23 protein-coding genes and 1 pseudogene are annotated in these 22,294 nt (G+C 71.1%); 6 read left to right on the top strand and 18 right to left on the bottom strand.

Annotated features, from left to right (window positions below):
• The first annotated feature begins 48 nt into the window (after positions 1 to 48).
• The 3 genes from ABT367_RS13305 (at position 49) to ABT367_RS13315 (ending at position 2,980) form a co-directional block, all read left to right on the top strand.
• Positions 49 to 1,668, top strand: a complete 1,620-nt coding sequence (locus tag ABT367_RS13305; RefSeq protein ID WP_352252686.1) for an AMP-binding protein — start codon at positions 49 to 51, stop codon at positions 1,666 to 1,668.
• A gap of 4 nt (positions 1,669 to 1,672) precedes the next feature.
• On the top strand, positions 1,673 to 2,494 hold the full coding sequence (locus tag ABT367_RS13310; protein ID WP_352252688.1) for a PaaX family transcriptional regulator: 822 nt from the start codon (positions 1,673 to 1,675) through the stop codon (positions 2,492 to 2,494).
• Positions 2,495 to 2,605: 111 nt separating this feature from the next.
• A complete protein-coding gene (locus tag ABT367_RS13315) occupies positions 2,606 to 2,980 on the top strand; it encodes a hypothetical protein (protein ID WP_352252690.1) in 375 nt (124 codons plus the stop codon).
• A 30-nt stretch (positions 2,981 to 3,010) separates the two neighbouring features.
• On the opposite strand, the gene ABT367_RS13320 is transcribed toward ABT367_RS13315, so the two are convergent.
• Positions 3,011 to 5,275: a bifunctional salicylyl-CoA 5-hydroxylase/oxidoreductase gene (locus tag ABT367_RS13320; protein WP_352252751.1), complete on the bottom strand. Its 2,265-nt coding sequence runs from the start codon at positions 5,273 to 5,275 to the stop codon at positions 3,011 to 3,013.
• 26 nt (positions 5,276 to 5,301) lie between these two features.
• The gene (locus ABT367_RS13325; protein WP_352252692.1) at positions 5,302 to 6,132 is read right to left on the bottom strand and encodes an enoyl-CoA hydratase family protein; all 831 of its coding nucleotides are present in this window, start codon (positions 6,130 to 6,132) and stop codon (positions 5,302 to 5,304) included.
• Between the two features lie 214 nt (positions 6,133 to 6,346).
• On the opposite strand from ABT367_RS13325, the gene ABT367_RS13330 reads away from it, so the two are divergent.
• Complete coding sequence (locus tag ABT367_RS13330) at positions 6,347 to 6,787, top strand: ATP-binding protein (RefSeq protein ID WP_352252754.1); 441 nt, start codon at positions 6,347 to 6,349, stop codon at positions 6,785 to 6,787.
• A 28-nt stretch (positions 6,788 to 6,815) separates the two neighbouring features.
• Here the strand turns inward: ABT367_RS13330 and argF are convergent, their stop codons facing one another.
• The 7 genes from argF to ABT367_RS13365 all read right to left on the bottom strand — a co-directional run bounded on the left by argF (position 6,816) and on the right by ABT367_RS13365 (position 14,859).
• Positions 6,816 to 7,814, bottom strand: coding sequence for an ornithine carbamoyltransferase (gene argF / locus ABT367_RS13335; protein WP_352252694.1), 999 nt, complete (start codon positions 7,812 to 7,814; stop codon positions 6,816 to 6,818).
• A gap of 96 nt (positions 7,815 to 7,910) precedes the next feature.
• Positions 7,911 to 9,146, bottom strand: coding sequence for an arginine deiminase (locus tag ABT367_RS13340; RefSeq protein ID WP_352252696.1), 1,236 nt, complete (start codon positions 9,144 to 9,146; stop codon positions 7,911 to 7,913).
• A 195-nt stretch (positions 9,147 to 9,341) separates the two neighbouring features.
• Positions 9,342 to 11,897: a polynucleotide kinase-phosphatase gene (locus ABT367_RS13345; protein ID WP_352252698.1), complete on the bottom strand. Its 2,556-nt coding sequence runs from the start codon at positions 11,895 to 11,897 to the stop codon at positions 9,342 to 9,344.
• Positions 11,894 to 13,384: a 3' terminal RNA ribose 2'-O-methyltransferase Hen1 gene (locus ABT367_RS13350; RefSeq protein ID WP_352252700.1), complete on the bottom strand. Its 1,491-nt coding sequence runs from the start codon at positions 13,382 to 13,384 to the stop codon at positions 11,894 to 11,896. Before ABT367_RS13350 ends, ABT367_RS13345 begins: the two co-directional genes overlap by 4 nt.
• A 147-nt stretch (positions 13,385 to 13,531) precedes the next feature.
• Positions 13,532 to 14,260: a hypothetical protein gene (locus ABT367_RS13355; protein ID WP_352252702.1), complete on the bottom strand. Its 729-nt coding sequence runs from the start codon at positions 14,258 to 14,260 to the stop codon at positions 13,532 to 13,534.
• A 68-nt stretch (positions 14,261 to 14,328) separates the two neighbouring features.
• Positions 14,329 to 14,610 (bottom strand): hypothetical protein, encoded by a 282-nt coding sequence (locus ABT367_RS13360; RefSeq protein ID WP_352252704.1) that lies wholly within the window; start codon positions 14,608 to 14,610, stop codon positions 14,329 to 14,331.
• A gap of 69 nt (positions 14,611 to 14,679) precedes the next feature.
• Entirely contained in the window at positions 14,680 to 14,859 is a 180-nt protein-coding gene (locus ABT367_RS13365) for a hypothetical protein (RefSeq protein WP_352252706.1), read from the bottom strand.
• Positions 14,860 to 15,102: 243 nt separating this feature from the next.
• Here ABT367_RS13365 and ABT367_RS13370 point away from each other — a divergent pair, with 243 nt between their 5' ends.
• The gene (locus ABT367_RS13370) at positions 15,103 to 16,026 is read left to right on the top strand and encodes an LLM class F420-dependent oxidoreductase (protein ID WP_352252708.1); all 924 of its coding nucleotides are present in this window, start codon (positions 15,103 to 15,105) and stop codon (positions 16,024 to 16,026) included.
• A gap of 106 nt (positions 16,027 to 16,132) precedes the next feature.
• Here the strand turns inward: ABT367_RS13370 and ABT367_RS13375 are convergent, their stop codons facing one another.
• The 5 genes from ABT367_RS13375 to ABT367_RS13395 all read right to left on the bottom strand — a co-directional run bounded on the left by ABT367_RS13375 (position 16,133) and on the right by ABT367_RS13395 (position 19,556).
• Positions 16,133 to 16,702 carry a hypothetical protein gene (locus tag ABT367_RS13375; RefSeq protein WP_352252711.1) on the bottom strand — a complete coding sequence of 190 codons (570 nt, stop codon included), beginning with the start codon at positions 16,700 to 16,702 and terminating at the stop codon, positions 16,133 to 16,135.
• A 111-nt stretch (positions 16,703 to 16,813) separates the two neighbouring features.
• Positions 16,814 to 17,284, bottom strand: a complete 471-nt coding sequence (locus ABT367_RS13380) for a DUF6099 family protein (protein ID WP_352252713.1) — start codon at positions 17,282 to 17,284, stop codon at positions 16,814 to 16,816.
• A 166-nt stretch (positions 17,285 to 17,450) separates the two neighbouring features.
• The gene (locus ABT367_RS13385) at positions 17,451 to 17,915 is read right to left on the bottom strand and encodes a nucleotide pyrophosphohydrolase (RefSeq protein WP_352252716.1); all 465 of its coding nucleotides are present in this window, start codon (positions 17,913 to 17,915) and stop codon (positions 17,451 to 17,453) included.
• Positions 17,869 to 19,077: an AAA family ATPase gene (locus ABT367_RS13390; protein WP_352252719.1), complete on the bottom strand. Its 1,209-nt coding sequence runs from the start codon at positions 19,075 to 19,077 to the stop codon at positions 17,869 to 17,871. The genes ABT367_RS13385 and ABT367_RS13390 overlap by 47 nt, the downstream gene beginning before the upstream one ends.
• A gap of 74 nt (positions 19,078 to 19,151) precedes the next feature.
• On the bottom strand, positions 19,152 to 19,556 hold the full coding sequence (locus ABT367_RS13395; protein WP_199548898.1) for a cell division protein SepF: 405 nt from the start codon (positions 19,554 to 19,556) through the stop codon (positions 19,152 to 19,154).
• A 212-nt stretch (positions 19,557 to 19,768) separates the two neighbouring features.
• Here ABT367_RS13395 and ABT367_RS13400 point away from each other — a divergent pair, with 212 nt between their 5' ends.
• A complete protein-coding gene (locus tag ABT367_RS13400; protein WP_352252722.1) occupies positions 19,769 to 20,392 on the top strand; it encodes an RraA family protein in 624 nt (207 codons plus the stop codon).
• 35 nt (positions 20,393 to 20,427) lie between these two features.
• On the opposite strand, the gene rpsR is transcribed toward ABT367_RS13400, so the two are convergent.
• From rpsR to rpmG, 4 genes and pseudogenes are all read right to left on the bottom strand, one after another.
• Positions 20,428 to 20,667, bottom strand: coding sequence for a 30S ribosomal protein S18 (rpsR, locus tag ABT367_RS13405; RefSeq protein WP_352252725.1), 240 nt, complete (start codon positions 20,665 to 20,667; stop codon positions 20,428 to 20,430).
• A gap of 4 nt (positions 20,668 to 20,671) precedes the next feature.
• On the bottom strand, positions 20,672 to 21,835 hold the full coding sequence (locus tag ABT367_RS13410) for a CobW family GTP-binding protein (protein ID WP_352252727.1): 1,164 nt from the start codon (positions 21,833 to 21,835) through the stop codon (positions 20,672 to 20,674).
• Positions 21,832 to 22,094: pseudogene (locus ABT367_RS13415) on the bottom strand (type B 50S ribosomal protein L31). Before ABT367_RS13415 ends, ABT367_RS13410 begins: the two are co-directional and overlap by 4 nt.
• Complete coding sequence (gene rpmG, locus ABT367_RS13420) at positions 22,091 to 22,294, bottom strand: 50S ribosomal protein L33 (RefSeq protein ID WP_352252730.1); 204 nt, start codon at positions 22,292 to 22,294, stop codon at positions 22,091 to 22,093. The pseudogene ABT367_RS13415 and the gene rpmG overlap by 4 nt, the downstream one beginning before the upstream one ends.

The raw sequence follows: 22,294 nt of genomic DNA on the forward strand, positions 1-22,294 counted from the left end.
CACGATACGCTCGTTGCGCGACCCCACCACAGTGAAGGGGCAGCCAATATGGAGCCGACACCGCTCAGCACGTCCGCCCACGCCGACACCTTCGCGCGGGACCACCTGCCGCCCGCGGATCAGTGGCCGGAACTCACCTTCGACCTGCCCGAGCTGCGCTATCCCGACCGCCTCAACTGCGGGGTGGAGCTGCTCGATATGACCGTCGAGCGCTTCGGCGCCTCGCGGCCCGTGTTCCGCACCGGCTCCGGCGAGGTGTGGACGTACGGACAGCTGCAGGGTCATGTCGACCGGATCGCGCAGGTGCTCACCGCGGAGCTGGGTGTCGTGCCCGGAAACCGGGTGCTCCTTCGCGGGCCCACCGGTCCGTGGCTCGCGGCGTGCTGGCTGGCCGTGATGAAGGCCGGCGCGGTGGCCGTGACGGTCCTCGCCCAGCATCGCGCGCAGGAGCTGGCGACGATGTGCGAGATCGCCCAGGTCGGCCACGCGCTGTGCGACGCGCGCTTCCTCGAGGATCTGAAGGACGTGCCCGGGCTGCGGGTCACGCCCTTCGGCGGTGACACCCCCGATGATCTTCTGCAGCTGGCCGAGCACCAGCCCGAGTGGTTCACGCCGGTCGAGACGGCCGCCGACGATGTCGCGCTGATCGCCTTCACCAGCGGTACGACCGGGCGGCCCAAGGGTTGTATCCACTTCCACCGGGATGTCCTCGCGATCGCCGACACCTTCTCGCGCCATGTCCTGAAGCCCGAGCCGGACGACGTGTTCGCGGGCAGTCCCCCGCTGGGCTTCACCTTCGGTCTGGGCGGTCTCGTCATCTTCCCGATGCGGGCCGGCGCGAGTGCGCTGCTGCTCGAACAGGCCGGTCCCAAGCAGCTGTTGCCGGCCATCGCCGAGCACGGGGTCTCCGTGGTGTTCACCGCGCCGACCGCGTATCGCGCGCTGCTCGACGAGATCGACAAGGGCGCGGACGTACGGACACTGCGGCGCTGTGTGTCCGCCGGGGAGAATCTGCCGGCCGCGACCTGGCAGTCCTGGTACGAGCGGACCGGGCTGAAGATCATCAACGGGATCGGGGCCACCGAGCTGCTCCATATCTTCATCTCCGCCGCCGACGACGCCATCCGCCCCGGCGCCACCGGCCTCCCCGTCCCCGGCTGGACCGCGCGCGTGGTCGACGGTGAGGGCAAGCAGGTCGCCGACGGGGAGCCCGGGCTGCTCGCGGTGCGCGGACCTGTCGGCTGCCGCTATCTGTCGGATCCGCGGCAGTCGGAGTACGTGCGCGACGGCTGGAACATCACCGGCGACACCTATGTCCGCGAGCCGGACGGCTACTTCCGTTACGTGGCCCGCGCGGACGACATGATCATCTCGGCCGGGTACAACATCGCGGGTCCCGAGGTCGAGGACGCGCTGCTCAGGCACCCCGACGTGCTGGAAGCGGCGGTGGTCGGACAGCCGGACGAGCTGCGCGGGCAGATCGTCGCCGCGTATGTGGTGCTGCGGGAGGGTGCCCCGCGCACACCAGAGACCGCCGCGGCGCTGCGGGAGTTCGTGAAGACCGAGCTGGTGCCGTACAAGTGCCCGCGCCTGATCGAGTTCCCCGAGGCCCTGCCGCGTACGCCGACGGGGAAGCTGCAGCGCTTCAAGCTGCGCGTTCTAGAGTGATCACGTGGCAGAGCAGCAGACCCCGCGATCCTTGATCGTCACTTTCTACGGCGCCTACGGGCGCAGGCTCCAAGGACCCGTCCCGGTCGCCGAGTTGATCCGGCTGATGGCCGCGGTCGGGGTGGACGCACCGGCGGTGCGCTCCTCGGTGTCGCGTCTGAAGCGGCGCGGGCTGCTCGTACCCGAGCGCACCGGACAGGGCGCCGCGGGGTACGCGCTGTCCGGCGAGGCGCGGCGGCTGCTCGACGACGGGGACCGGCGGATCTACGCCGAGGGCCCGCCCTCCGTGCGGGACGGCTGGGTGCTCGCGGTGTTCTCCGTGCCGGAGGCCGAGCGCAGCAAGCGCCATGTGCTCCGCTCCCAGCTGGCGCGGCTCGGCTTCGGCACGGCGGCGCCGGGGGTGTGGATCGCACCTGCCCGCCTGTACGAGGAGACCCGGCACACGCTGGAGCGGCTCCAACTCGACCGGTACGTCGATCTGTTCCGCGGTGAGCATCTGGGATTTTCGGCGACCGCGGAATCGGTGGCCCGCTGGTGGGATCTGGCCGCGCTCGCCAAACTCCACTCGGAATTCCTGCACCGCCATGAACCCGTGCTCGCCGCTTGGGAATCCCGCACGGACACGCCCGCCGAAGAGGCGTACCGCGACTATCTCCTCACCCTCGACTCCTGGCGCCACCTCCCGTACGCCGACCCGGTCCTGCCTGCGGAACTGCTGCCGCCCGCGTGGCCCGGCAGCAGATCGGCGGAGGTTTTCGGGCAGTTGCACCGGCGACTGCGGGACGCCGGAGAACGGTTCACGGAATTCAGGCAATCCTTCCCTTAGGAAATTCCGTATAAGGAAACGGCTGCCTTTCCAAAATGTTTCTGCTCTACGCTCACCGAGCCGACGCCGAACGGGCGCATTTCGGCGCGATGAGCATGGAGGTATGGGGCGATGGCTGAGCAGCGTATGCAGACGGTGAGGACCCGCAGGGGCGCGCGACGTGTGATGCACCGCGGCCCGGTGACCACCCTGCGCCCGGGCAGCCGGCTGCCGCTGCTCCAGGAGGAGAGCTGCGCGGCGGGCGGGTGCCAGGGCTGCGCGGCAGGCGCACGCCAGGGCTGCGCGGAGCCGGCCGCCGCCGTGCGCCGTGACCGCACCGCTCCCGCCGCCGTCTGCCGTGACTGCACCGCGCCCGCCTCCGCCTGCCGCGGTTGCGAGATGAACCTCTGCCGCAACTGCAACGCCCCGGCCTCCGCCTGCCGTACATGCGAGATGAACACCCGCGCCGCGGCCCCGGCGGGCTGCTGCGCCAAGGCCTGCTGCTGAGCGCACCGCACGCCCTTCCCTAAGCCGCGTCTACCCCAGGGTCAGACGCGGCTTCGGTGCGTCCGTGCGGCCGGTCTGGGGGCGGCGGCTGCCCGCCCGGTACGGGAGCGGCCAGGCGATTCCGGGCCCCGAGTAGCCCTGCTCGGCCGCCGCGTGCAGCGTCCAGTGCGGGTCGTACAGATGCGGCCGTGCGAGGGCGCACAGATCGGTACGGCCCGCCAGGATCAGCGAGTTGACGTCGTCCCACGAGGAGATCGCCCCCACCGCGATCACCGGGATCCCGGTCTCCTGCCGGATCCGGTCGGCGTACGGGGTCTGGTAGGAGCGTCCGTACGCGGGCTTCTCCTCGGCCACCACCTGCCCGGTCGACACATCGACCGCGTCCGCGCCGTGCGCCGCGAAGGCACGGGCGATCTGCACGGCGTCGTCCCCGCCGGTGCCGCCCTCGGCCCAGTCGGTCGCGGAGATCCGTACCGTCAGCGGACGCTCATCCGGCCAGATGGCCCGTACCGCGTCGAAGACCTCGAGCGGATAGCGCAGCCGGTTGGCGAGCGGACCTCCGTACCCGTCGGTGCGCAGATTGGTCAGCGGGGACAGGAAGCTCGACAGCAAGTAGCCGTGCGCGCAGTGCAGTTCGAGCAGATCGAAGTCGCAGCGCGCGGCCCGCCAGGCGGCGGCCGCGAACTGCTCACGGATCTCGGTCAGCCCGTCCCGGGTCAGCTCCTGCGGGGTCTGGCTGCCTTTTTTGTACGGGAGCGGGGAGGGCGCGCTCAGCGGCCAGTTGCCCTCGTCGAGGGGGTCGTCGATGCCCTCCCACATCAGCTTGGTGGAGCCCTTGCGGCCGGAGTGGCCGAGCTGCAGACCGATCGCGGTGCCGGGTGCCTGCTGATGGACGAAGGCGGCGATACGGCCCCAGGCGTCGGCCTGCTGCGGGTTCCACAGGCCCGCGCAGCCGGGCGTGATCCGGCCCTCGGGGCTGACACACACCATCTCGGTCATCACCAGGCCGGCACCGCCGAGCGCGCGGGCGCCGAGGTGGACCAGATGGAAGTCGCCGGGGACACCGTCGACGGCCGAGTACATGTCCATCGGCGAGACGACCACACGGTTGCGCAGCTCCAGGCCGCCGATCCGCAACGGCGTGAACATGGGCGGGGTCCCGGGCGGGCAGCCGAACTCGCGCTCCACGTCCGCGGTGAACTCCGGGTCCCTGAGCCGCAGATTGTCATGGGTCACCCGGCGGCTGCGGGTGAGCAGGTTGAACGCGAACTGCCGCGGCGGCTGGTCCACATAGCGTCCGAGCTCTTCGAACCACTCGAGGCTCGCGCGGGCCGCCCGCTGTGTGGAGGTCACGACGGGCCGCCGCTCCTCCTCGTACGCCTTCAGGGCCCGCTCGATCGTGGGCTGTTCCTCGATGCAGGCGGCCAGGGCGAGGGCGTCCTCGACGGCGAGTTTGGTACCGGAGCCGATGGAGAAGTGCGCGGTGTGGGCGGCGTCGCCGAGGAGCACCGTGGTGCCGTGGGACCAGCGGTCGTTGACGACGGTGCGGAAGCGGATCCAGCTGGAGTTGTTGGACCGCAGCGGGCGGCCGTCGAGTGCGTCCGCGAAGAGCTTGGCGCAGCGCTCCACCGACTCGCGCTCGCCGAGTCCGTCGAAGCCGGCCGCCTGCCAGACCTCTTCGCGCATCTCGACGATCACGGTGGATTCACCGGCGTTGTACGGATAGCCGTGCAGCTGCATCACGCCGTGTTCGGTCTCGGCGATCTCGAACCGGAACGCGTCGAAGGCGAAGTCCGCGGCCAGCCAGATATAGCGGCAGCGGTGCTCCTCGATCCGCGGGCCGAAGACGTCGGCGTGGGCGTCGCGGGTCAGGCTGTTCACTCCGTCGGCGGCGATCACCAGGTCGTACGAGGCGGTGAGTTCGGCCGCCGGGGGCGCCTGGGTACGGAAGCGGAGCTCGACGCCGAGGTCCCGGCAGCGCTCGTGCAGGATCTGCAGGAGCCGCTTGCGCCCGAGCGCGGCGAAGCCGTGGCCGCCCGAGGTGGAGCGGTGGCCGCGGTGCACGATGTCGATGTCGTCCCAGCGCACGAACTCCCGCTGCATCGCCGCGTAGACCACCGGGTCGGCGTGCTCGATCCCGCCGAGGGTCTCGTCGGAGAGGACCACACCGAAGCCGAAGGTGTCGTCGGGTGCGTTGCGCTCCCAGACGGTGATCTCGCGGGCCGGGTCGAGACGCTTGAGCAGCGCGGCGGCGTAGAGACCGCCGGGCCCGCCGCCGATGACGGCGACGCGCAGGGCCCCGGTCCGCGCGCTCACTGCGGTCACTTCCCCTGCCACTTCGGCGGGCGCTTCGCGGTGAAGGCGGCGTGGAACTCCGCGTAGTCCTCGCCGTTCATCAGGAGCGCCTGGGTCGCCGCGTCCATCTCCACGGCGGCGGCTAGCGGCATGTCGAGCTCGGCCGTGAGCAGGGCCTTCGTCTGCGCGTACGCGAGGGCGGGGCCGTCCGCGAGCCGGTGGGCCAGGGCCTGCGCGCTCTCGTCGGAGCGGCCCTCGTCGGTCAGCTCGCTGATCAGCCCGATCCGTTCGGCCTCGGGCGCCCGCACCGTGTCGCCGAGCATCAGCAGCCGGGTGGCGTGCCCGAGCCCGACGATCCGGGGCAGCAGATACGCCGCGCCCATGTCGCCGCCGGAGAGTCCGACCTTGGTGAACAGGAACGCGAACCGTGCCGACGGGTCCGCCACCCGGAAGTCCGCGGCGAGCGCGAGTACGGCGCCGGCGCCCGCGGCCACGCCGTGCAGCGCGGCGATCACCGGGAAGGGGCACTCGCGGATCGCGCGCACGACCTGGCCGGTCATCCGGTTGAAGTCGAGCAGCTGTGAGGTGTCCATCCCGAGCGTGGCACCGATGATCTCGTCGACATCGCCGCCGGAGCAGAAGCCCCGGCCCTCACCGGCCAGGACCAGCGCGCGGACGGTTTTCTCGCGGGCCAGCTCGGCGAGCAGGTCGCGCAGATCGGCGTAGGCGCCGAAGGTGAGCGCATTGAGCTTCTCCGGCCGGGCGAGCGTCACCGTGGCCACGGAGCTCTCGTCGACGCTCACCCTCAGGTGGCGCCACTCGGAGGTGCGGGACGCGGAACCGGTGAACGGGCTCATACCGAGGCCTCCTGCGGGCGGCGTGTGCGGCCCTTCGAAGCTATCACTCGAATATGACTGCCGTCACGAGTGCGCGATAAGACGCTCGTCGATTCCCTCGGACTCACCCCAAAGGTCCCGATTTATGTGGCGTACGTCCCACTTCCCCCCGGCCCGGTGGCTCTACTGGCATCGGGGTTACTCTTCCTATGGTTGAAAGCAGGACAGCCTGCCTCTGAACGGACCCGCCTTGCACGAACTCCCCGCCTCCTGGCGCATCGCGCTGCCGCATACCGTCGCGGCCGTGCCCGTGGCCCGCGCCCTGGTCCGTACGGCGCTGCAGGACATCGACGCCGGCCAGGCCGCGGACTGCGACACGGCGGAGCTGCTCACCGCGGAGCTGGTCGCGAACGCCGTCGAGCACACTTCCGGCGACGCCCCCATCGAGCTGGTGGTGGAACTGCTGCCGACCGGCTGCCAGGTCGAGGTGCACGACCCCTCGCCCGCGCCGCCGGGCGATCTGACCCGCCCGAAGCCCGACGAGCACCCGGACCCGTGGCAGGAACACGGCCGCGGGCTGCTGCTGATCCGCACCCTGAGCCAGGCATGCGGACACCGCCTCACCGATTCCGGCAAGGCGGTGTGGTTCACGCTTCCGGCGCGGCCGGCGCTCTGACCCCGGAGCTGTCCAAGGACAGGCCCTCTCAGCTCAGCGTCGCCACCATGACGGCCTTGACGGTGTGCAGCCGGTTCTCGGCCTCGTCGAAGACCACCGAGTGCGCCGACTCGAAGACCTCGTCGGTCACTTCGAGCGAGTCGAGCCCGAACTGCTCGTGGATCTCCCGCCCGACCTTGGTGCCGAGGTCGTGGAACGCGGGCAGGCAGTGCAGGAACTTCACGTCCGGATTGCCGCTCGCGCGCAGCACGTCCATCGTCACGGCGTACGGGGTCAGGGCGGCGATCCGCTCGGCCCAGACCTCCTTGGGCTCCCCCATCGAGACCCAGACGTCGGTGACGACGAAGTCCGCGCCGCGCACACCCTCCTCGACGCCCTCGGTGAAGGTGATCCGCGCACCGCTCTTCCCGGCCAGCTCGCGGGCCTGCGCCACGATCTCGTCGGCCGGCCAGTAGGCGCGGGGCGCAACGATCCGTACGTCCATGCCGAGCAGCGCACCGGTCACCAGATACGAGTTGCCCATGTTGAAGCGGGCGTCGCCGAGGTAGGCGAACGAGATATCTGTGAGCGGCTTGGCGCTGTGCTCGGTCATGGTGAGCACATCGGCGAGCATCTGGGTGGGGTGCCAGTCGTCGGTCAGCCCGTTCCAGACCGGCACTCCGGCGTACGCGGCGAGCTCCTCGACCCCGGCCTGGCTGTCACCACGGAACTCGATCCCGTCGAACATCCGGCCGAGCACCCGGGCCGTGTCCTTCACCGACTCCTTGTGCCCTATCTGTGAGCCCGACGGGTCGAGAAAGGTGGTGGACGCCCCCTGATCGGCGGCCGCGACCTCGAACGCGCAGCGGGTACGCGTCGAGGTCTTCTCGAAGATCAGCGCGATGTTCTTCCCCGTCAGCCGCTTGACCTCCGTACCGGCCTTCTTCGCCGCCTTGAGCTCGGCGGCAAGGTCGACCAGACCGATGAACTCCTCGGCCGTGAAGTCGAGCTCCTTGACGAAGGAACGCCCGGTCAGGTGGGTGGCCATGCGCATGCTCCAGGGACTGATGGGGGGACGATCAATGGACTGCAACTATATACGAAGGTCAGCAAATGTATACCGAGCAGCGGAGTGGCCCGCCTCTCAGGCCACCGCGTCCCGTTCCACAGGACAGCTCATGCACCGCGGCCCGCCACGGCCGCGGCCCAGCTCGCTGCCCCGGATCTCGATGACCTCGATGCCCTCCTTGCGCAGATACGTGTTGGTGGTGGCGTTCCGCTCGTAAGCGATCACGACACCGGGTTCGACGGCGAGCACGTTGCAGCCGTCGTCCCACTGCTCCCGCTCGGCGGAGTGGACGTCCTGGACTGCTGTCAGGACGCGGATCGAGCCGAGTCCGAGGGCTGCCGCGATGGCCCGGTGCATGTGCTCGGGCGGATGGTCGGTGACCTTCAGCTCCCGTTCACCGACGCCCGGTTCGATGGTGTACGAGGGGAGCATGCCGAGCCCCTCGTACTGGGTGAAGGTGTCGCCGTCGACCATCGTCATCACGGTGTCGAGGTGCATGAACGCCCGCCGCTTGGGCATGTCGAGCGCCACGATGCTGCGGGCGGACCCGGCCGCGAAGAGCTTGTGCGCCAGCATTTCCACGGCCTGCGGGGTGGTCCGCTCGCTCATCCCGATGAGCACGGCCCCGTTGCCGATGACCAGGACGTCACCGCCCTCGATGGTCGACGGGTAGTCGGACTGCCCCTCGGACCAGTGGTGGAACGTTCCGGCCGCGGAGCCCGTGAACAGCGGATGGTGCCGGTAGATCGCCTCGAAGTGCACGGTCTCGCGCTGGCGGGCGGGCCAGCGCATCGCGTTGATCGACACCCCGTCGTAGATCCAGGCGGAGGTGTCGCGGGTGAAGAGGTGGTTGGGCAGCGGCCCGAGCAGGAAGTCGTCGAGCTCCATGGTGTGGAAGCGCACGGAGGTGGGCTCGGGGTGCCGCTCCAGGTACTCGCGCTTGGTCATGCCGCCGACAAGGGCGGACACCAGATCCGCCGCGGGCATCGTCTGGAAGGACGCCCGCAGGGTCGGGGTGGCCAGGGGGCCGTAGGCCTTCTCGTCGAAGACCCGGTCGAGGACGAGATCGCGTGCGGCGGGGAGGGTCAGCGTCTCCTGGAGCAGGTCCCCGAAGAGGTGGACCTCGACGCCGCGGTCGCGCAGGACGTCGGCGAATCCGTCGTGCTCCTGGCGGGCCCGGCGGACCCACAGGACGTCGTCGAAGAGGAGGGTGTCCTTGTTGGTGGGGGTGAGGCGCTTCAGCTCCAGGTCGGGCCGGTGCAGGATGACCCGGCGCAGGCGTCCGGTTTCGGAGTCGACGTGGAATCCCATGGGGTGATCCTCCCCCGGACGTGGGGGATCCTCCCCCGGACGCGGGCTGCGGGCTGCGGGCTTGCGTGCAGCGGTTCCTTTTCCCCTACCCGCCCCTTCCCGAAACTGGGGCTGCGCCCCAGGCCCCGGATCCGGACTTCCTCCGGATGTCCTCAAGCGCCGGACGGGCTGAAAGTCAGCCCGTCCGGCAATGAGTCACAGCCGGGGGTCCACCGGTTCCGACTCCAGGGCCAGGACCGCGAAGACCGCCTCGTGGACGCGCCACAGCGGCTCACCCGAGCCGAGCCGGGACAGGGCCTCGACGCCGAGTGCGTACTCGCGCAGGGCGAGCGACCGCTTGTGGCCGAGGAACCGGTTGCGCAGGCGCTCCAGGTTCTCCGGGCGCGTGTACTCGGCCCCGTAGATGATCCGCAGGTACTCGCGTCCGCGGCACTTGATGCCGGGCTGGACGAGCCGCCCCTTGCCGTCGCGCACCAGCGCGCCGAGCGGTTTGACGACCATGCCCTCGCCGCCGCGCCCCGTCATCTCCAGCCACCAGTCGACACCGGCCTGTACGGACTCGGGCGAGCCGGTGTCCACGTACAGGCGGCGTGTGGTCTGCAGCAGGCCGGTCGGGTCCGCCGCGACAAGACGGTCGAGCAGAGCCAACTGCTCGTCGTGCGGCACGGCGGCCATGCTCCGGCCCTGGACCGCGAGGATCTGGAACGGCGCGAGACGCACTCCCTCCAGACCGTCCGTCGTCCAGCAGTAGCGCCGGTACGCCTCGGTGAACGCCGAGGCGTCCGCGGCCCGTTCCCGCTGCCGGGTCAGCAGCTCGCCCGCGTCGACACCGCGTGCGACCGCCGCCTCGAGCGCGGCGAGGGCCCCGGGGAAGACCGCACCGGCCGCCGCACCGACGGCCGCGTACTGCGACCGCAGCAGGCCCGAGGCCTTGAGCGACCACGGCAGCAACTCCGCGTCGAGCAGCACCCAGTCGGTGCCGAACTCCTCCCAGAGTCCGGCCTCGTCCACCGCTTCCCGTACGCGCCGCAGGATCTCCTCCGTGACCTCCGGGTCGCTGAAGAAGGGGCGGCCCGTACGGGTGTAGAGCGATCCGGTCGGGCCGTCGACGCCGAAGCGCTCGCGCGCGGCCGCGGCGTCGCGGCACACCAGCGCCACGGCCCGCGAACCCATGTGCTTCTCCTCGCACACGACCCGCTCGATCCCGTCGGCGGCGTACTGCGCGAAAGCCTCCGCCGGGTGCTCCAGGTAGCCCTCGACCTGCGAGGTCGCGGTCGGTGCCATCGTCGGCGGCAGGTACGGGACAAGGCGCGGGTCGACCGCGAAACGGCTCATGACCTCCAGCGCCGCTGCCGCGTTCTCCTCGCGCACCGAGACCCGGCCGTGGTGCTCCGTCTCCACGATCCGCCGGCCCTGGACGTCCGCCAGGTCGAGCGGCCGGCCCTCGTGCCCGCCGGGCGCCTCGGACGCGAGCGGCTTGACCGGCTCGTACCAGACCTTCTCGGCCGGTACGTCGACCAGTTCGCGCTCCGGCCAGCGCAGCGCGGTGAGCTTGCCGCCGAACACGGCGCCCGTGTCGAGGCAGATGGTGTTGTTGACCCAGGACGCGGTCGGCACCGGGGTGTGGCCGTAGACCACGGCGGCGCGGCCTCGGTAGTCCTCGGCCCACGGGTAGCGCACCGGCAGGCCGAACTCGTCGGTCTCGCCGGTGGTGTCCCCGTACAGGGCGTGGCTGCGGACGCGGCCGGAGGTGCGGCCGTGGTACTTCTCCGGCAGGCCTGCGTGGCACACCACGAGCCTGCCCTCGTCGAGTACGTAGTGGCTGACGAGGCCGTCGATGAACTCCCGCACCTCGGCGCGGAATTCCTCGCTCTCGCCGTCCATCTGCGCGATGGTCTCGGCGAGGCCGTGGGTGTGCTGGACGCCGCGGCCCTTGAGGTAGCGGCCGAACTTGTTCTCGTGGTTGCCGGGCACGCACAGCGCGTTGCCCGACTTGACCATGGACATCACGCGGCGCAGGACGCCCGGGCTGTCCGGGCCCCGGTCGACGAGGTCGCCGACGAAGACTGCCGTACGGCCCTCGGGGTGTACTCCGTCCTCGTATCCCAACTTGCCCAGGAGGGTGTCGAGTTCGGAGCGGCAGCCGTGGATGTCGCCGATGATGTCGAAGGGTCCTGTGAGGTGGGTGAGGTCGTTGTAGCGCTTCTCGATCGTGATCGAGGCGCCCTCGATCTCCTCGACCCCGCGCAGGATGTGCACCTTGCGGAAGCCCTCGCGCTCCAGGCCGCGCAGCGAGCGGCGCAGCTCGCGCTGGTGGCGCTGGATGACGCGGCGGGGCATGTCCGCGCGGTCGGCGCGGGTCGCGTTGCGCGCGGCGCAGACCTCCTCGGGGACGTCGAGGACGATCGCGATCGGCAGCACGTCGTACTGGCGGGCGATCTGGACGAGCTGACGGCGCGACTCGGTCTGCACGTTCGTCGCGTCGACGACGGTCAGCCGGCCTGCGGCCAGGCGCTTGCCGGCGATGTAGTGCAGGACGTCGAAGGCGTCGCCGCTGGCGCCCTGGTCGTTCTCGTCGTCGGCGACAAGGCCGCGGAAGAAGTCACTGGAGAGCACCTCGGTGGGCTTGAAGTGCTTGCGGGCGAAGCTGGACTTGCCCGAGCCGGTCGAGCCGATCAGGACCACGAGGGACAGATCGGTGACGGGCAGGACGCGGCCGGCGCGCGGTGCTTCGGTCGGGTTGTTCGTCATGCGGCCTGCTCTCCCTTCGTGGTCTCGCCGGTGCTGCTCATGGTGAAAACAGCCATCTGTGTGGGCGGCCCGACCTCCGGGTCGTCGGGTCCGACGGGCTTGAACTCGACGGCGTAGCCGTGCCGTTCGGCCACCCGCCGCGCCCAGTCCCGGAACTCCTCGCGGGTCCACTCGAAGCGGTGGTCGCTGTGGCGTACGTGCCCTGCGGGCAGCGACTCCCAGCGGACGTTGTACTCGACGTTCGGCGTGGTCACGAGCACGGTCGTGGGCCGCGCCGAGCCGAACACCGCGTATTCGAGCGCGGGCAGGCGCGGCAGGTCGAGGTGCTCGATGACCTCGCTGAGCACGGCGGCGTCGTATCCCTTGAGCCGCTTGTCCGTGTACGCGAGCGAACCCTGGAGGAGCTGGACGCGCGAGGCCTGCCGCTCCCCCATCCGTTCCAGCTTGAGCCGGCGGGCGGCGATGGTGAGCGCGCGCACCGACACATCGACACCGACGATCTCGGTGAACGACACGTCCTTGAGCAGCGCCTGCACCAACTGGCCCTGGCCGCAGCCCAGGTCGAGCACCCGGTGCGCACCGGACGCCTTGAGCGCCTCGACGATCGCGTCCCGCCGCTGCACGGCGAGCGGTACCGGCTTCTCCTCTGCATCTGCCACTTCGTCGGCGGAGTCCTCCTCGTCCACGGCGTTGTCGACCTGCTCCACCTCGAGCTCGTCGAGGTCGGCGAGCCGCACCAGTTCGAGCCGCTCCATCGCCTCGCGCGTCAGCGACCAACGCCGGGACAGGTAGCGGCTGGTGATCAGCTTGTGCTCGGGGTGCTCGGCGAGCCAGCCCTCACCGGCACGGAGCAGTTTGTCGACCTCGTCGGGTGCGACCCAGTAGTGCTTGGCGTCGTCGAGCACCGGCAGCAGCACGTACAGGTGCCGCAGCGCCTCCGCGAGGACCATGTCGCCTTCGAGTACGAGGCGTACGTACCGCGAAGCACCCCACTCGGGGAACCGGGTGTCGAGCGCCACGGACTCGGCGGTGACGTTCCAGCCGAGCGGTGCGAAGAGCTTGGTGACGAGCTCGGCGCCGCCGCGTGCGGGCAGCGCCGGCACCTCGATGCGCAGCGGCAGGGTCTGTCCGACGAGCTCGGGCTTCGCGGGGCACACGCCGCGCAGGGCGGACTTGAACACCGAGCTCAGGGCCACGGCGAGCAGCGAGGAGGCGGCATACGGGCGGTCGTTGACGTACTGCGCGAGTGCCGCGTCGGGCGCACCGCCGCGGCCCTTGCCCTTGCCCTTGCGGACGAGCGCGATGGGATCGATCTCCAGGAGCAGCGCCGCCGTGCACCGGTTCTCGTCCGCCTCGGGGTAGAGCACATGCGCCCGGCCCTGCGAGGTGCTGAACACCTGCGCGTTGTCGGGATGCTTGTGCAGAAGGAAGCCGAGGTCGGTCGCGGGGCGGTCCGGGGTGCCGGTGGTGGAGATCGTCAGGAACACGGTGGTTGCCTCGATACGGGGGCGTCATGGACGCCGTCTGAGTGGGTGCGCCCGGATCCGGGCGTCCGCTCAAAGTACCCCGGACACCGCGCCGGCCTGCAGGGATTTTCGGTCCGTACGGGACGGACCCATGGCCCCCGACGGCCCTCAGTACCGGCGGCGGATCGACCGTACGACAGCCGCGTAACTGAACGCGGCGAGCAGCCCGGCCAGACCCGCCCCCTGGGCCACGAGCCGCCAGGTGTCCGGTGCGGGCGAGGCTCCCCTCGGCGCGATCCGCCCCTGCGGGTCGTACACCATCGCGATCGACTCCCCGGGCGACACCGAGGCCGAGCACCCTCGCCACAGGCGCCGCTGCACCGGCGTCCCGTCCCCGTACCGCACGGAGCACAGATAGCGGCCCTCGTCCTCGCTGCTCGTGTCCACCGCGGTGACCACGACCTGGACGCGCTCGCCGCGCCCGGCCAGGGTGAGCTCCGTCGCCGCCTGCGGTACGACCAGGGCGAGCGCGATCCCGAGGCCGGCGACGATGCCGCTGATGAGCCGTCCGGCGCGGGTGACGAACAGATACAGCGTGAGCGCGAGGACGGCGACCACTCCGGCGGCGACGGCCTTGGACGAAGGCAGCCCGGCCAGCACGGCCGCGACCGTGCAGCCGATGACGGCGAGGGGCCCGACCAGCGCGACGGTGATGCCCTCGATCCTCAGCCACAGCGGCGGCGGGAGGGCCCCGCGGCTCAGACGGCTGCGGATTCCGGCGGCCGTTTTGGTGGCCGCTCTGGCGGCCAGGCGGTGACTTGTCCGGTGATGGGCGGCACGCCGGGAACGGTCGGCGCTCTCCCCCGACCCATACGTGCGATGCCGTCCGTCTGTCACCCGTGCATTATGCAAAACCAGAGGTCAGAAGGGGAGTCGGGGAGGCTTTCCCGCCTCGCTGCCCGGCCTTACATGGAGGCGAAGAAGAACAAAGAGGGCACGATCTGTGCCAGTACCGCCGCCGCGATGCCCATCAGGAGACCCGCGAGATGGAAGGTGCGACGGCGGGAGATGTCTCCGTTCTTGGCCTCGACGACCAGGCCGACCAGCGCGACACCGATGGCGATCGCGCCGGCCGTCGTGGCGGAGAAGAACTGGATGCCCAGCATGAGCACGGCGGCCGCGCCGACCAGGACGCTGGCCACGGCATGGATCCAGCCCGTCACACTGCTGCCGCGCGTCTGCGCCATCTCCCCCACCTCGTGGTCCGCGGGCTCGGCGCCCGTGCGTTCGGGGCGTCACCCTAGCGGACAGGGGTGTCAGTCCCGTCGGGTGTCCTCGGTGGGGGTGCGGGGTGCGGACTGGAGATCGGCGTCGAGCTGGGACAGGTCCGCATTCAGCGCGGCCATCAGCTCCTCCATCTGCTGCAGCAGACCCTTGGGGCGGCCGCCCTGGGCGGGAATCTCCGTGGCCTGTTCCGGCGCGGCTTCCTGGGACATGACGGCCTCCTCGGCCTGCGCTCCGCCCAGTGGGGCGGAGCAGTTCGTGCAGGCGACGCCCGGGCAGCGTGCGCCGGTGCCGGGCTGTCCGGCTCCGCCCGAGCCAACGATCACCCCCAGGTCAGGTCACTGGCACGGACCGCTGCCGGGCCCGCAGTTGACGCAGTTTCACCCGACCGAGGAGCGCCTGGACGGGCGGGGTCGGCTCGGTTGACGGGCGTTCGAGCGTGCAGGATGGAGGGCATGGATCTTCGCATCTTCACCGAGCCCCAGCAGGGGGCCACTTATGACACGTTGCTCACCGTCGCCAAGGCGACCGAGGACCTCGGCTTCGACGCGTTCTTCCGGTCCGACCACTACCTGAAGATGGGCTCCGCCGACGGCCTGCCGGGCCCGACCGACGCCTGGATCACGCTCGCGGGTCTGGCCCGTGAGACCAGCCGGATCCGGCTCGGCACGCTGATGACGGCCGGCACCTTCCGGCTGCCCGGTGTGCTGGCCATCCAGGTGGCCCAGGTCGACCAGATGTCGGGCGGCCGGGTCGAACTCGGCCTGGGCGCGGGCTGGTTCGAGGAGGAGCACAAGGCGTACGGCATCCCGTTCCCCAAGGAGAAGTTCGCCCGGCTCGAGGAGCAGCTGGCCATCGTCACCGGGCTGTGGGGTACGGAGGCGGGCCGGACCTTCTCGTACGAGGGCAAGCACTACCAGCTGACCGACTCGCCTGCGCTGCCCAAGCCCGCGCAGGCCAAGGTGCCGGTGCTGATCGGCGGCCACGGGGCCACGCGGACACCGCGCCTTGCCGCGCAGTACGCCGATGAGTTCAACATCCCGTTTGCCTCGATCGAGGACAGCAAGCGGCAGTTCGGCCGCGTCCGCGCGGCTGCCGAGGCCGCCGGTCGCAAGGCGGACGATCTGGTGTACTCCAACGCCCTGATCGCCTGCGTCGGCAAGGACGACGCCGAGGTGGCCCGGCGCGCGGCGGTCATCGGCCGCGACGTCGACGAACTCAAGGCCAACGGCCTGGCCGGCTCCCCTTCCGAGGTCGTCGACAAGCTGGGCCGCTATGCGGAGATCGGCTCGGAACGGGTGTACCTCCAGATCCTGGACCTGGAGGACCTGGACCACTTGGAGCTGATCTCGAAGGAGGTTCAGGGGCAGGTGGGCTGAGCGGGCGTGAGCCCGGAATTCGGTCGCCCTGTCCGGCTCGGACGCGACCGATTCCGGGCCCTCACCGGCGCCTCCCCGGATGGCGCCGGTTCCTTGAACGGTCCGGTCACAGAGGGGCCGACTCCACTCTGCCTGTGAACCGGCCGCCTACCCGGTCGGCCAGCCAACGGACGCGGGCCACCTGGTCTCCGTCCCGATTCCGGGCATGCACGTGGACGGTGTGGTCATGCGAGAGCTCATCCTGACAGAGGTCCCGGGAGTTCACGCTCAGCGTGAGGTACGCCCACTTCCGTGAGATGTGCGTCAGGCCCGCCTCGGCAACCGCAGGCCATCCGTTCAGGTCCCATCGCACAGCCGCCGGATCCGTGCCCAAAGCGGCGATGAACGGCTCGGCGCAATCCAGCGGACGCCCCCAGTCGAACACCCGGAGAGGCAAACAGTCCTCGGGATGGTCACCGCCCTCCGACGAACCGTGCTCCTTGCCCGCCGACGACCACCAGTGGACGTCAGGCAGCACGTGCCGCACTCGCTCCAGCACATCCGGCGACCTGATCACCGCTTCGAAGTCGACCTCCGCCTCGGCGAGGTCTGCCAGGCCGAGCAAGGTGCGCACCGCGCGTACGGCCTCGGACAGGTCGGTGGTGGTGAGAACGGCTGAAGCCGTGGAGTTGCTCATCGCGGAACCATAGGGCGACACTCGCAGACCGGCCCGGCCGGTTTCCGCAGAGCCACAGTTCGCCCAAGGGGCGACCCTCCCCCACCGGCCCTGCGTCACGCCTCCCTCAGCTCACCGCCCCGCCACCTCCCGCCCCAACCCCCGTCCCCCCAGCCGTCGCAGCATCTCCAGGACGCGGTCGTGGGAGTCGTCCGCGGTGTCGATGGCCTCTATGCACTGCCAGTAGTCCGCCTCTCCGTCCACCGCGCAGGCCACCCCGACCAGGGCGATGCCGACCTCGCCGAGCAGCGCGCCCAGGGCGATCAGGGACGCGCGGGGGTCGGCGACGGAGGTGAGGCGGGTGGCGCGTATGCCGTCGGAGTCGAGGGGTGCGCCGAGGGACGTGCCGAGCGTGCCGCGGCCGCTCACCTCGCTCAAGTCGAGGGCCTCGTGGCGGAGTTCGGGCGGACCGCTCACCGCGAGATGCGCCGCCATCGTCCTGGCCAATGCCTGGGCCTGCCAGGCCTCGGCCAGGACGTCCGCCGGCGCCTCACTGCGCGCCAGCGCACCTCTGGTGGCCGCGATCAGCCGTACCGCATCCATGCCATGTCCCCCGTGCCGTACGCCAGGCCGGCCGCGCTCCGTCCACGCCGACGGCCGCGCATTCCCGACGCCCTATCTGTTCACTACCCAGCGTGAGGGCTACCGGGCCCGAGGGCCAGAGGATTTCGGGAAACTGTGGACAGAAGCGCGATTGTGGATAACCTCATCACTCCGCAGAGTGACGATCCAAGGCGGATGAACGGTCGGTCCCCGATGCCGATGAACGGCCGGTCTCCGGTGTCGACTTGATCCGCCCCGGCACCGCGGGCCCCTTCGCCCCCACCGGATACCGCCGCTCATTGCGGTCGATCTTGTCCGCCAGCGCCTCGAGGGCGTCCACCCCGAGCACCTCGCAGAACTGCAGCAGATACGCCAGCACATCGGCGACCTCGTCCCGCACCCGGTGCGCGAAGTCCGGGTCGTCCATGACGTGCGCGGACTGCTCGGGCGTCAACCACTGGAAGATCTCGACGAGTTCGGCCGCCTCGACGCTGAGCGCCGAGGTCAGGTTCTTCGGCGTGTGGTACGGGCCCCAGTCCCGCGCGGCCGCGAACGCGGCCAGTCTGCGCTGCAGCTCCCGTACGTCAAGGTCGCTCTTGCCGCTCGTGCCGTTCTGTTCCTTCTCTGTCACGCCCAAGGTCTACCACCGTCGCGCCGTCCGCCGGACCCGCCCCCGCCGCCTCCTCGCCCACCGTGGCCAGCAGCCGGATGTGACCCCGCGCGCACATCCGCGCCGCGAGCCGCAGCAGCTCCTCGCGCTGGCGTCGGTCGAGCCCCCGGTCGAAGCCGTCGGCGACGACCGTCAACGGCTGCAGCGCCGAAGGGACTTCGCTCACCTGGTCCACGGCCAGCACGCCCGGCCCCGTGAGCAGCACCAAGGAGAGCGCGAGATACCGCAGCTCGCCCTCCCCCAGCCGAGCGAGCGGCGTGCCGGCACAAGCGCCCCGGTCGAGCACGGCCCGCAGCGTCCCGTCGGCCGCGCCCTCCACGCGTACGTCCGTGACCGCCCCCGAGCACCCCGTCCGCGCCGCGGCGACGAGCTGCGCATGGCGCTTGCCGCACTCCGCGCGCGTACGCCGCAGCACATCGGCCAGGTTGTCGCACCCCCGCAGCAGCCGGCCCGAGCCGGATGCCACGGGGGCGCGCATCCGTGAGGGCTGCGGGTCGCAGGCGTACGAGGAGCGCAGCGCGAGCACGACCTGCTCGGCCGCGGCGAGGACGCTGCGCTGCCCGTCGGTCTTGCCGGCGACCCGCAGCGGAAGCAGCGCGGTGGCGAGCCGGTCGTCGGGCAGCGGCGCACGCGTGACGGGTGCGCTGCCCGCGGTGTGCCAGGCCGCCTGGACCGTGCGGCGCCCGGGGTCGCGCAGCGCGGACTCCATGAGGACCATGTCACCGAGGGTCAACCGCTCGCCCGCGATACGGAGTTCGGGTTCGACCTGCACGGCGAGGTCGAGCCGTACCCGGCCCACGGGCCCGGCGACGGCGCATCCGATACGGAAGCCGCGCCGGCCCTGCCGGTCGGAGCGCGCCCACTCCGGCACACACGCGTGCGGGTCGGGTACGGCCTCCGCGAGCGCGGCCCCTGACGCGAGGCGCGCGAGGACTTCGTACGCCCGCAGCGCGCTGCTCTTGCCGCTGCCGCTGGCCCCGGTGACCAGGGTGAACGGCCCGAGCGGGAGGGTGGCGCCCCGGTGCCCGGCGAACGCGGAGAGCCGCAGGGCGCTGACGGCGGGTGGTCCGGACGCGGGCCCGGAGGGGCCCGCGTCCGTGGGCGCCTGGGTGAGCACAGTCATAGCGGGACGCTATGCGGGCCGCCGTATGACGAACCGTTTTGCCAGTGCCCGGTTCCTACGATCGAAGGACACCGCTATGAACGGGGCAGACCGATCCCCGTGGCGTGCTGCACCAGCCCCTGCACCTCGGTGTCCGCGGGTGTCAGGAGGAACACATTGCGGTCGACGCGGGTCATGGCGCAGCTCAGTCCGAAGACCACTCCGCTGCTGAAGTCCAGGACCCGCTTGGCGACTTGGGTCTCGGCGCCGCTCAGGTCGAGCAGTACCGGTATCCCGCCCATCAGGGACTGGGCGACGTCGCGCGCGTCGGCGAACACGTTGACCCGCAGCACCGTGAAGCGGCGGCGCGCTTCGGTCTGCGCCTCGGGCAGGGCGCGATGGCCCGGCCAGGACGGCCATTCGTCACGGCTGCGCAGGGGTACGACCTCGGCGAGCCCCTCCCACTGTTCGTCCGTGACGTCGCGGTAGTGACGGTTCACTGTTCCACCTGCCCCGGCCGTCGGCTTCCGCCGGCCTCGTGGCTCGCACTGATTGTCTGCACCACTCGATTCTTGCGCAGACTCACCCGTTCGGCCCAACAGCGACACGGGTCACGGTCCCGCGCGTCCGTCACCTCTTGTTTCACGGGCCCCACACGTGATCAGGTCGAACCGGGTGCCCAGGGACCGAACACAGTGAGGACGAACCGGCCATGACCGACCACACCGCTTTCCGCGACCTCTCCCCGACGACCCTCGCCGAAGCGGTCGGCCGCACCCAGGTGATGGACCTCGACATCCGCCCCCTGTGGGGTCCGGCGCCGCGGATCGCCGGGCCCGCGTTCACCGTGCGGTGTCCCGCCGGAGACCAACTGGGGCTGCACGCGGCGATCTACCGGGCCGAGCCGGGGTCCGTGCTGGTCGTGGAGGCGGCCGATGCGCGGTACGCGCTGGCCGGCGGCAATGTGTGCGCCATCGCCCAGCGGCGCGGGATCGCGGGGTTCGTGATGAACGGGGCGATCCGTGATGTCGCCGAGGTCCGGGCGAGCGGATTTCCCGTGTACGCCAAGGGCGTTGTGCCGATCCCGGGCAACAAGAGGACGGTCGAACCGTTCAACGCACCGGTCCGGGTCGGCGGGGTGATCGTGCACGCCGGCGACATCGTCGTGGCCGACGAGGAGGGCATCGTGGTCGTCCCGCAGGACCGGGCGGAGGACGTGCTCACGGCGGCCCGCCTCAAGGCCGCCAAGGAGGCGGAGCTGACGCTCGACGAGTGGGAGGCCGACCACCGGGCCCGTATCGACAAGTCGCTGAAGGAGGCGGGCTTCGAGGGCTGAGCCTCGAGGGGCGGGCCCTGGGCCCGCCCCTCGGCTCACCGAGTCCCGTACGGGATCAGTGCCATCTCGCGGGCGTTCTTGATGGCGCGTGCCAGCTGCCGCTGCTGCCGGGCCGTCACGCGGGTCACCCTCCGGCTGCGGATCTTGCCGCGGTCGGAGACGAACTTGCGCAGGAGATCGGTGTCTTTGTAGTCGATGTACGTGATGCCCGCCGCATCCAGGGGATTGGGGCGGGACTTGACGGGCTTGCGCTCGGTCGCGCGGCGCGGGGACATGCGGTCAGACCTCCAGGAGGGTGTCGAAGCCGGACGGCAGGTGCTTCCATGAGCCGCGTCCGGCGGCGTATTCGGCGTCGGTGAGGAGACAGGAGTCGAGGACCCGCCGCAGACCGTCGCGGTCCAGGCCCGGCGAGGTGAACACCAGGTGCTGACAGCAGTCGCCGTGCTCGGGATGCCAGTCGAGCGCGGCGGCGGCGCGCCGTACCGGGGGGACCAGCTCCCAGGCCGCGTCGGGCAGCGAGGCGAGCCAGGGGCCGGCGTTCTCCACGCAGAGCGCTCCGCCCGCGGCGTCCCAGGCGAGCAGGGTGTCGGGCCGGTCGGCGAGCCAGAACCGGCCGCGGCTGCGGGCCGCCGCGCAGGTCAGATCCTCCAGGGCCTGGTAGAGCCGCTCGGGGTGGAAGGGCCGGCGGGCATGCCAGACATACGTGGCCACCCCGGCCTCGTCGGCCTCCTGCGGCAGCAGCGCGCAGGCCGGGTGCTGGGCGGCCGCGGCGGCCTCGACGTCGAAGCCCGCCCGGGCGGCCCGGACCAACGCGTCGCCGTCGAGCGCGACTTGGCGGGCGGTCGGGTGCAGCTGTGCGAGCAGCGCCCGGTCCTCGTCGTCGGCCTCGGGTCCTGCGACGACGGCGAGTACGGGGGCGTATTCGAGCTGGCGGGCGAAGGTATCGGCGATGGTGCGCTGGTCGGTGGGGGCGGCGGCGAGGCCGGCGACCATCAGATCGTCGCCGTTGCCCAGGCAGGGCAGCAGCAGTGCCGGGTCCACCGCCGTGATCACCGACGAGACGGTGAGCCCGTGGCCGGCCACCACCTCGGCCATCGCCTTGGGCTCGACCGAGTCCCAGAGTTCGACGATCGCGAGCCGGGTCGGACCGGCGTCGGCCAGCCGTTCCAGTTCGGGCACCAGGTCCTCGCGCAGGGCGCAGCACGCGCAGTCGTTGGCGAGCGGCGCCTCCCCGGTGCCGAGCACACCTTCGGCGTCGCGCAGGGTGCGCACCACCGTGCCGTGCACGGCCGTCGAGAGGTCGTGATGGAGCGCGACACTGTCCGGCACGCTCGCGAGCAGCCGCTCGACCGTCGCCTTGCGCGCATCGGCGTGCAGCCCGGCGACGATCACCACGGGCAGCCCCGGGGACGGATCCGCCGCTCCCCCGGTGTCCCCGGTCATCCGCGACCGCCCTCGCGCTGCCCGTACCGGCGCTCGAAGCGCTCCACGCGTCCGGCCGTGTCCATGACGCGGGCGGTGCCCGTGTAGAAGGGGTGGCTCGCGCTGGAGATCTCGACGTCGATCACGGGATAGGTCTCGCCGTCCTCCCATTCGATCGTCTTGTCGCTGGTGGCGGTGGAGCGGGTGAGGAAGGCGTAGTTCGCTGCGCGGTCACGGAAGACGACCGGGCCGTACGGGGGGGGTGGATGGCGGGCTTCATCGCTCCTCCTTGAAGTCGACGTGGCGGCCGGCGACCGGGTCGTACTTGCGCAGGACCAGGCGGTCGGGGTTGTTGCGGCGGTTCTTGCGGGTGACGTAGGTGATGGGGGCACCCCCTGCTCGAGCGAAGCCGAGAGCTTGGGGGACGGTCCCTGCGGTGGACCTGAGCTTGATGACAGGACGTAGTTCGTTGCGGGCCAT

It is taken from the genome of Streptomyces mesophilus (genome assembly GCF_040300965.1).
Classification (GTDB): domain Bacteria; phylum Actinomycetota; class Actinomycetes; order Streptomycetales; family Streptomycetaceae; genus Streptomyces; species Streptomyces mesophilus_A.

Excerpts from the sequence above, each read along its gene's own strand:
- ABT367_RS13340 (WP_352252696.1), bottom strand. The coding sequence starts at position 9,146 with ATGGGATTCCACGTCGACTCCGAAACCGGACGCCTGCGCCGGGTCATC.
- ABT367_RS13305 (WP_352252686.1), top strand. The coding sequence starts at position 49 with ATGGAGCCGACACCGCTCAGCACGTCCGCCCACGCCGACACCTTCGCG.
- ABT367_RS13410 (WP_352252727.1), bottom strand. The coding sequence starts at position 21,835 with ATGACCGGGGACACCGGGGGAGCGGCGGATCCGTCCCCGGGGCTGCCC.
- ABT367_RS13315 (WP_352252690.1), top strand. The coding sequence starts at position 2,606 with ATGGCTGAGCAGCGTATGCAGACGGTGAGGACCCGCAGGGGCGCGCGA.
- ABT367_RS13390 (WP_352252719.1), bottom strand. The coding sequence starts at position 19,077 with ATGACTGTGCTCACCCAGGCGCCCACGGACGCGGGCCCCTCCGGGCCC.
- rpsR (WP_352252725.1), bottom strand. The coding sequence starts at position 20,667 with ATGTCCCCGCGCCGCGCGACCGAGCGCAAGCCCGTCAAGTCCCGCCCC.
- ABT367_RS13375 (WP_352252711.1), bottom strand. The coding sequence starts at position 16,702 with ATGAGCAACTCCACGGCTTCAGCCGTTCTCACCACCACCGACCTGTCC.
- ABT367_RS13345 (WP_352252698.1), bottom strand. The coding sequence starts at position 11,897 with ATGACGAACAACCCGACCGAAGCACCGCGCGCCGGCCGCGTCCTGCCC.
- ABT367_RS13380 (WP_352252713.1), bottom strand. The coding sequence starts at position 17,284 with ATGGATGCGGTACGGCTGATCGCGGCCACCAGAGGTGCGCTGGCGCGC.
- ABT367_RS13360 (WP_352252704.1), bottom strand. The coding sequence starts at position 14,610 with ATGGCGCAGACGCGCGGCAGCAGTGTGACGGGCTGGATCCATGCCGTG.
- ABT367_RS13365 (WP_352252706.1), bottom strand. The coding sequence starts at position 14,859 with ATGTCCCAGGAAGCCGCGCCGGAACAGGCCACGGAGATTCCCGCCCAG.
- rpmG (WP_352252730.1), bottom strand. The coding sequence starts at position 22,294 with ATGGCCCGCAACGAACTACGTCCTGTCATCAAGCTCAGGTCCACCGCA.
- ABT367_RS13370 (WP_352252708.1), top strand. The coding sequence starts at position 15,103 with ATGGATCTTCGCATCTTCACCGAGCCCCAGCAGGGGGCCACTTATGAC.
- ABT367_RS13325 (WP_352252692.1), bottom strand. The coding sequence starts at position 6,132 with ATGAGCCCGTTCACCGGTTCCGCGTCCCGCACCTCCGAGTGGCGCCAC.
- ABT367_RS13400 (WP_352252722.1), top strand. The coding sequence starts at position 19,769 with ATGACCGACCACACCGCTTTCCGCGACCTCTCCCCGACGACCCTCGCC.
- argF (WP_352252694.1), bottom strand. The coding sequence starts at position 7,814 with ATGGCCACCCACCTGACCGGGCGTTCCTTCGTCAAGGAGCTCGACTTC.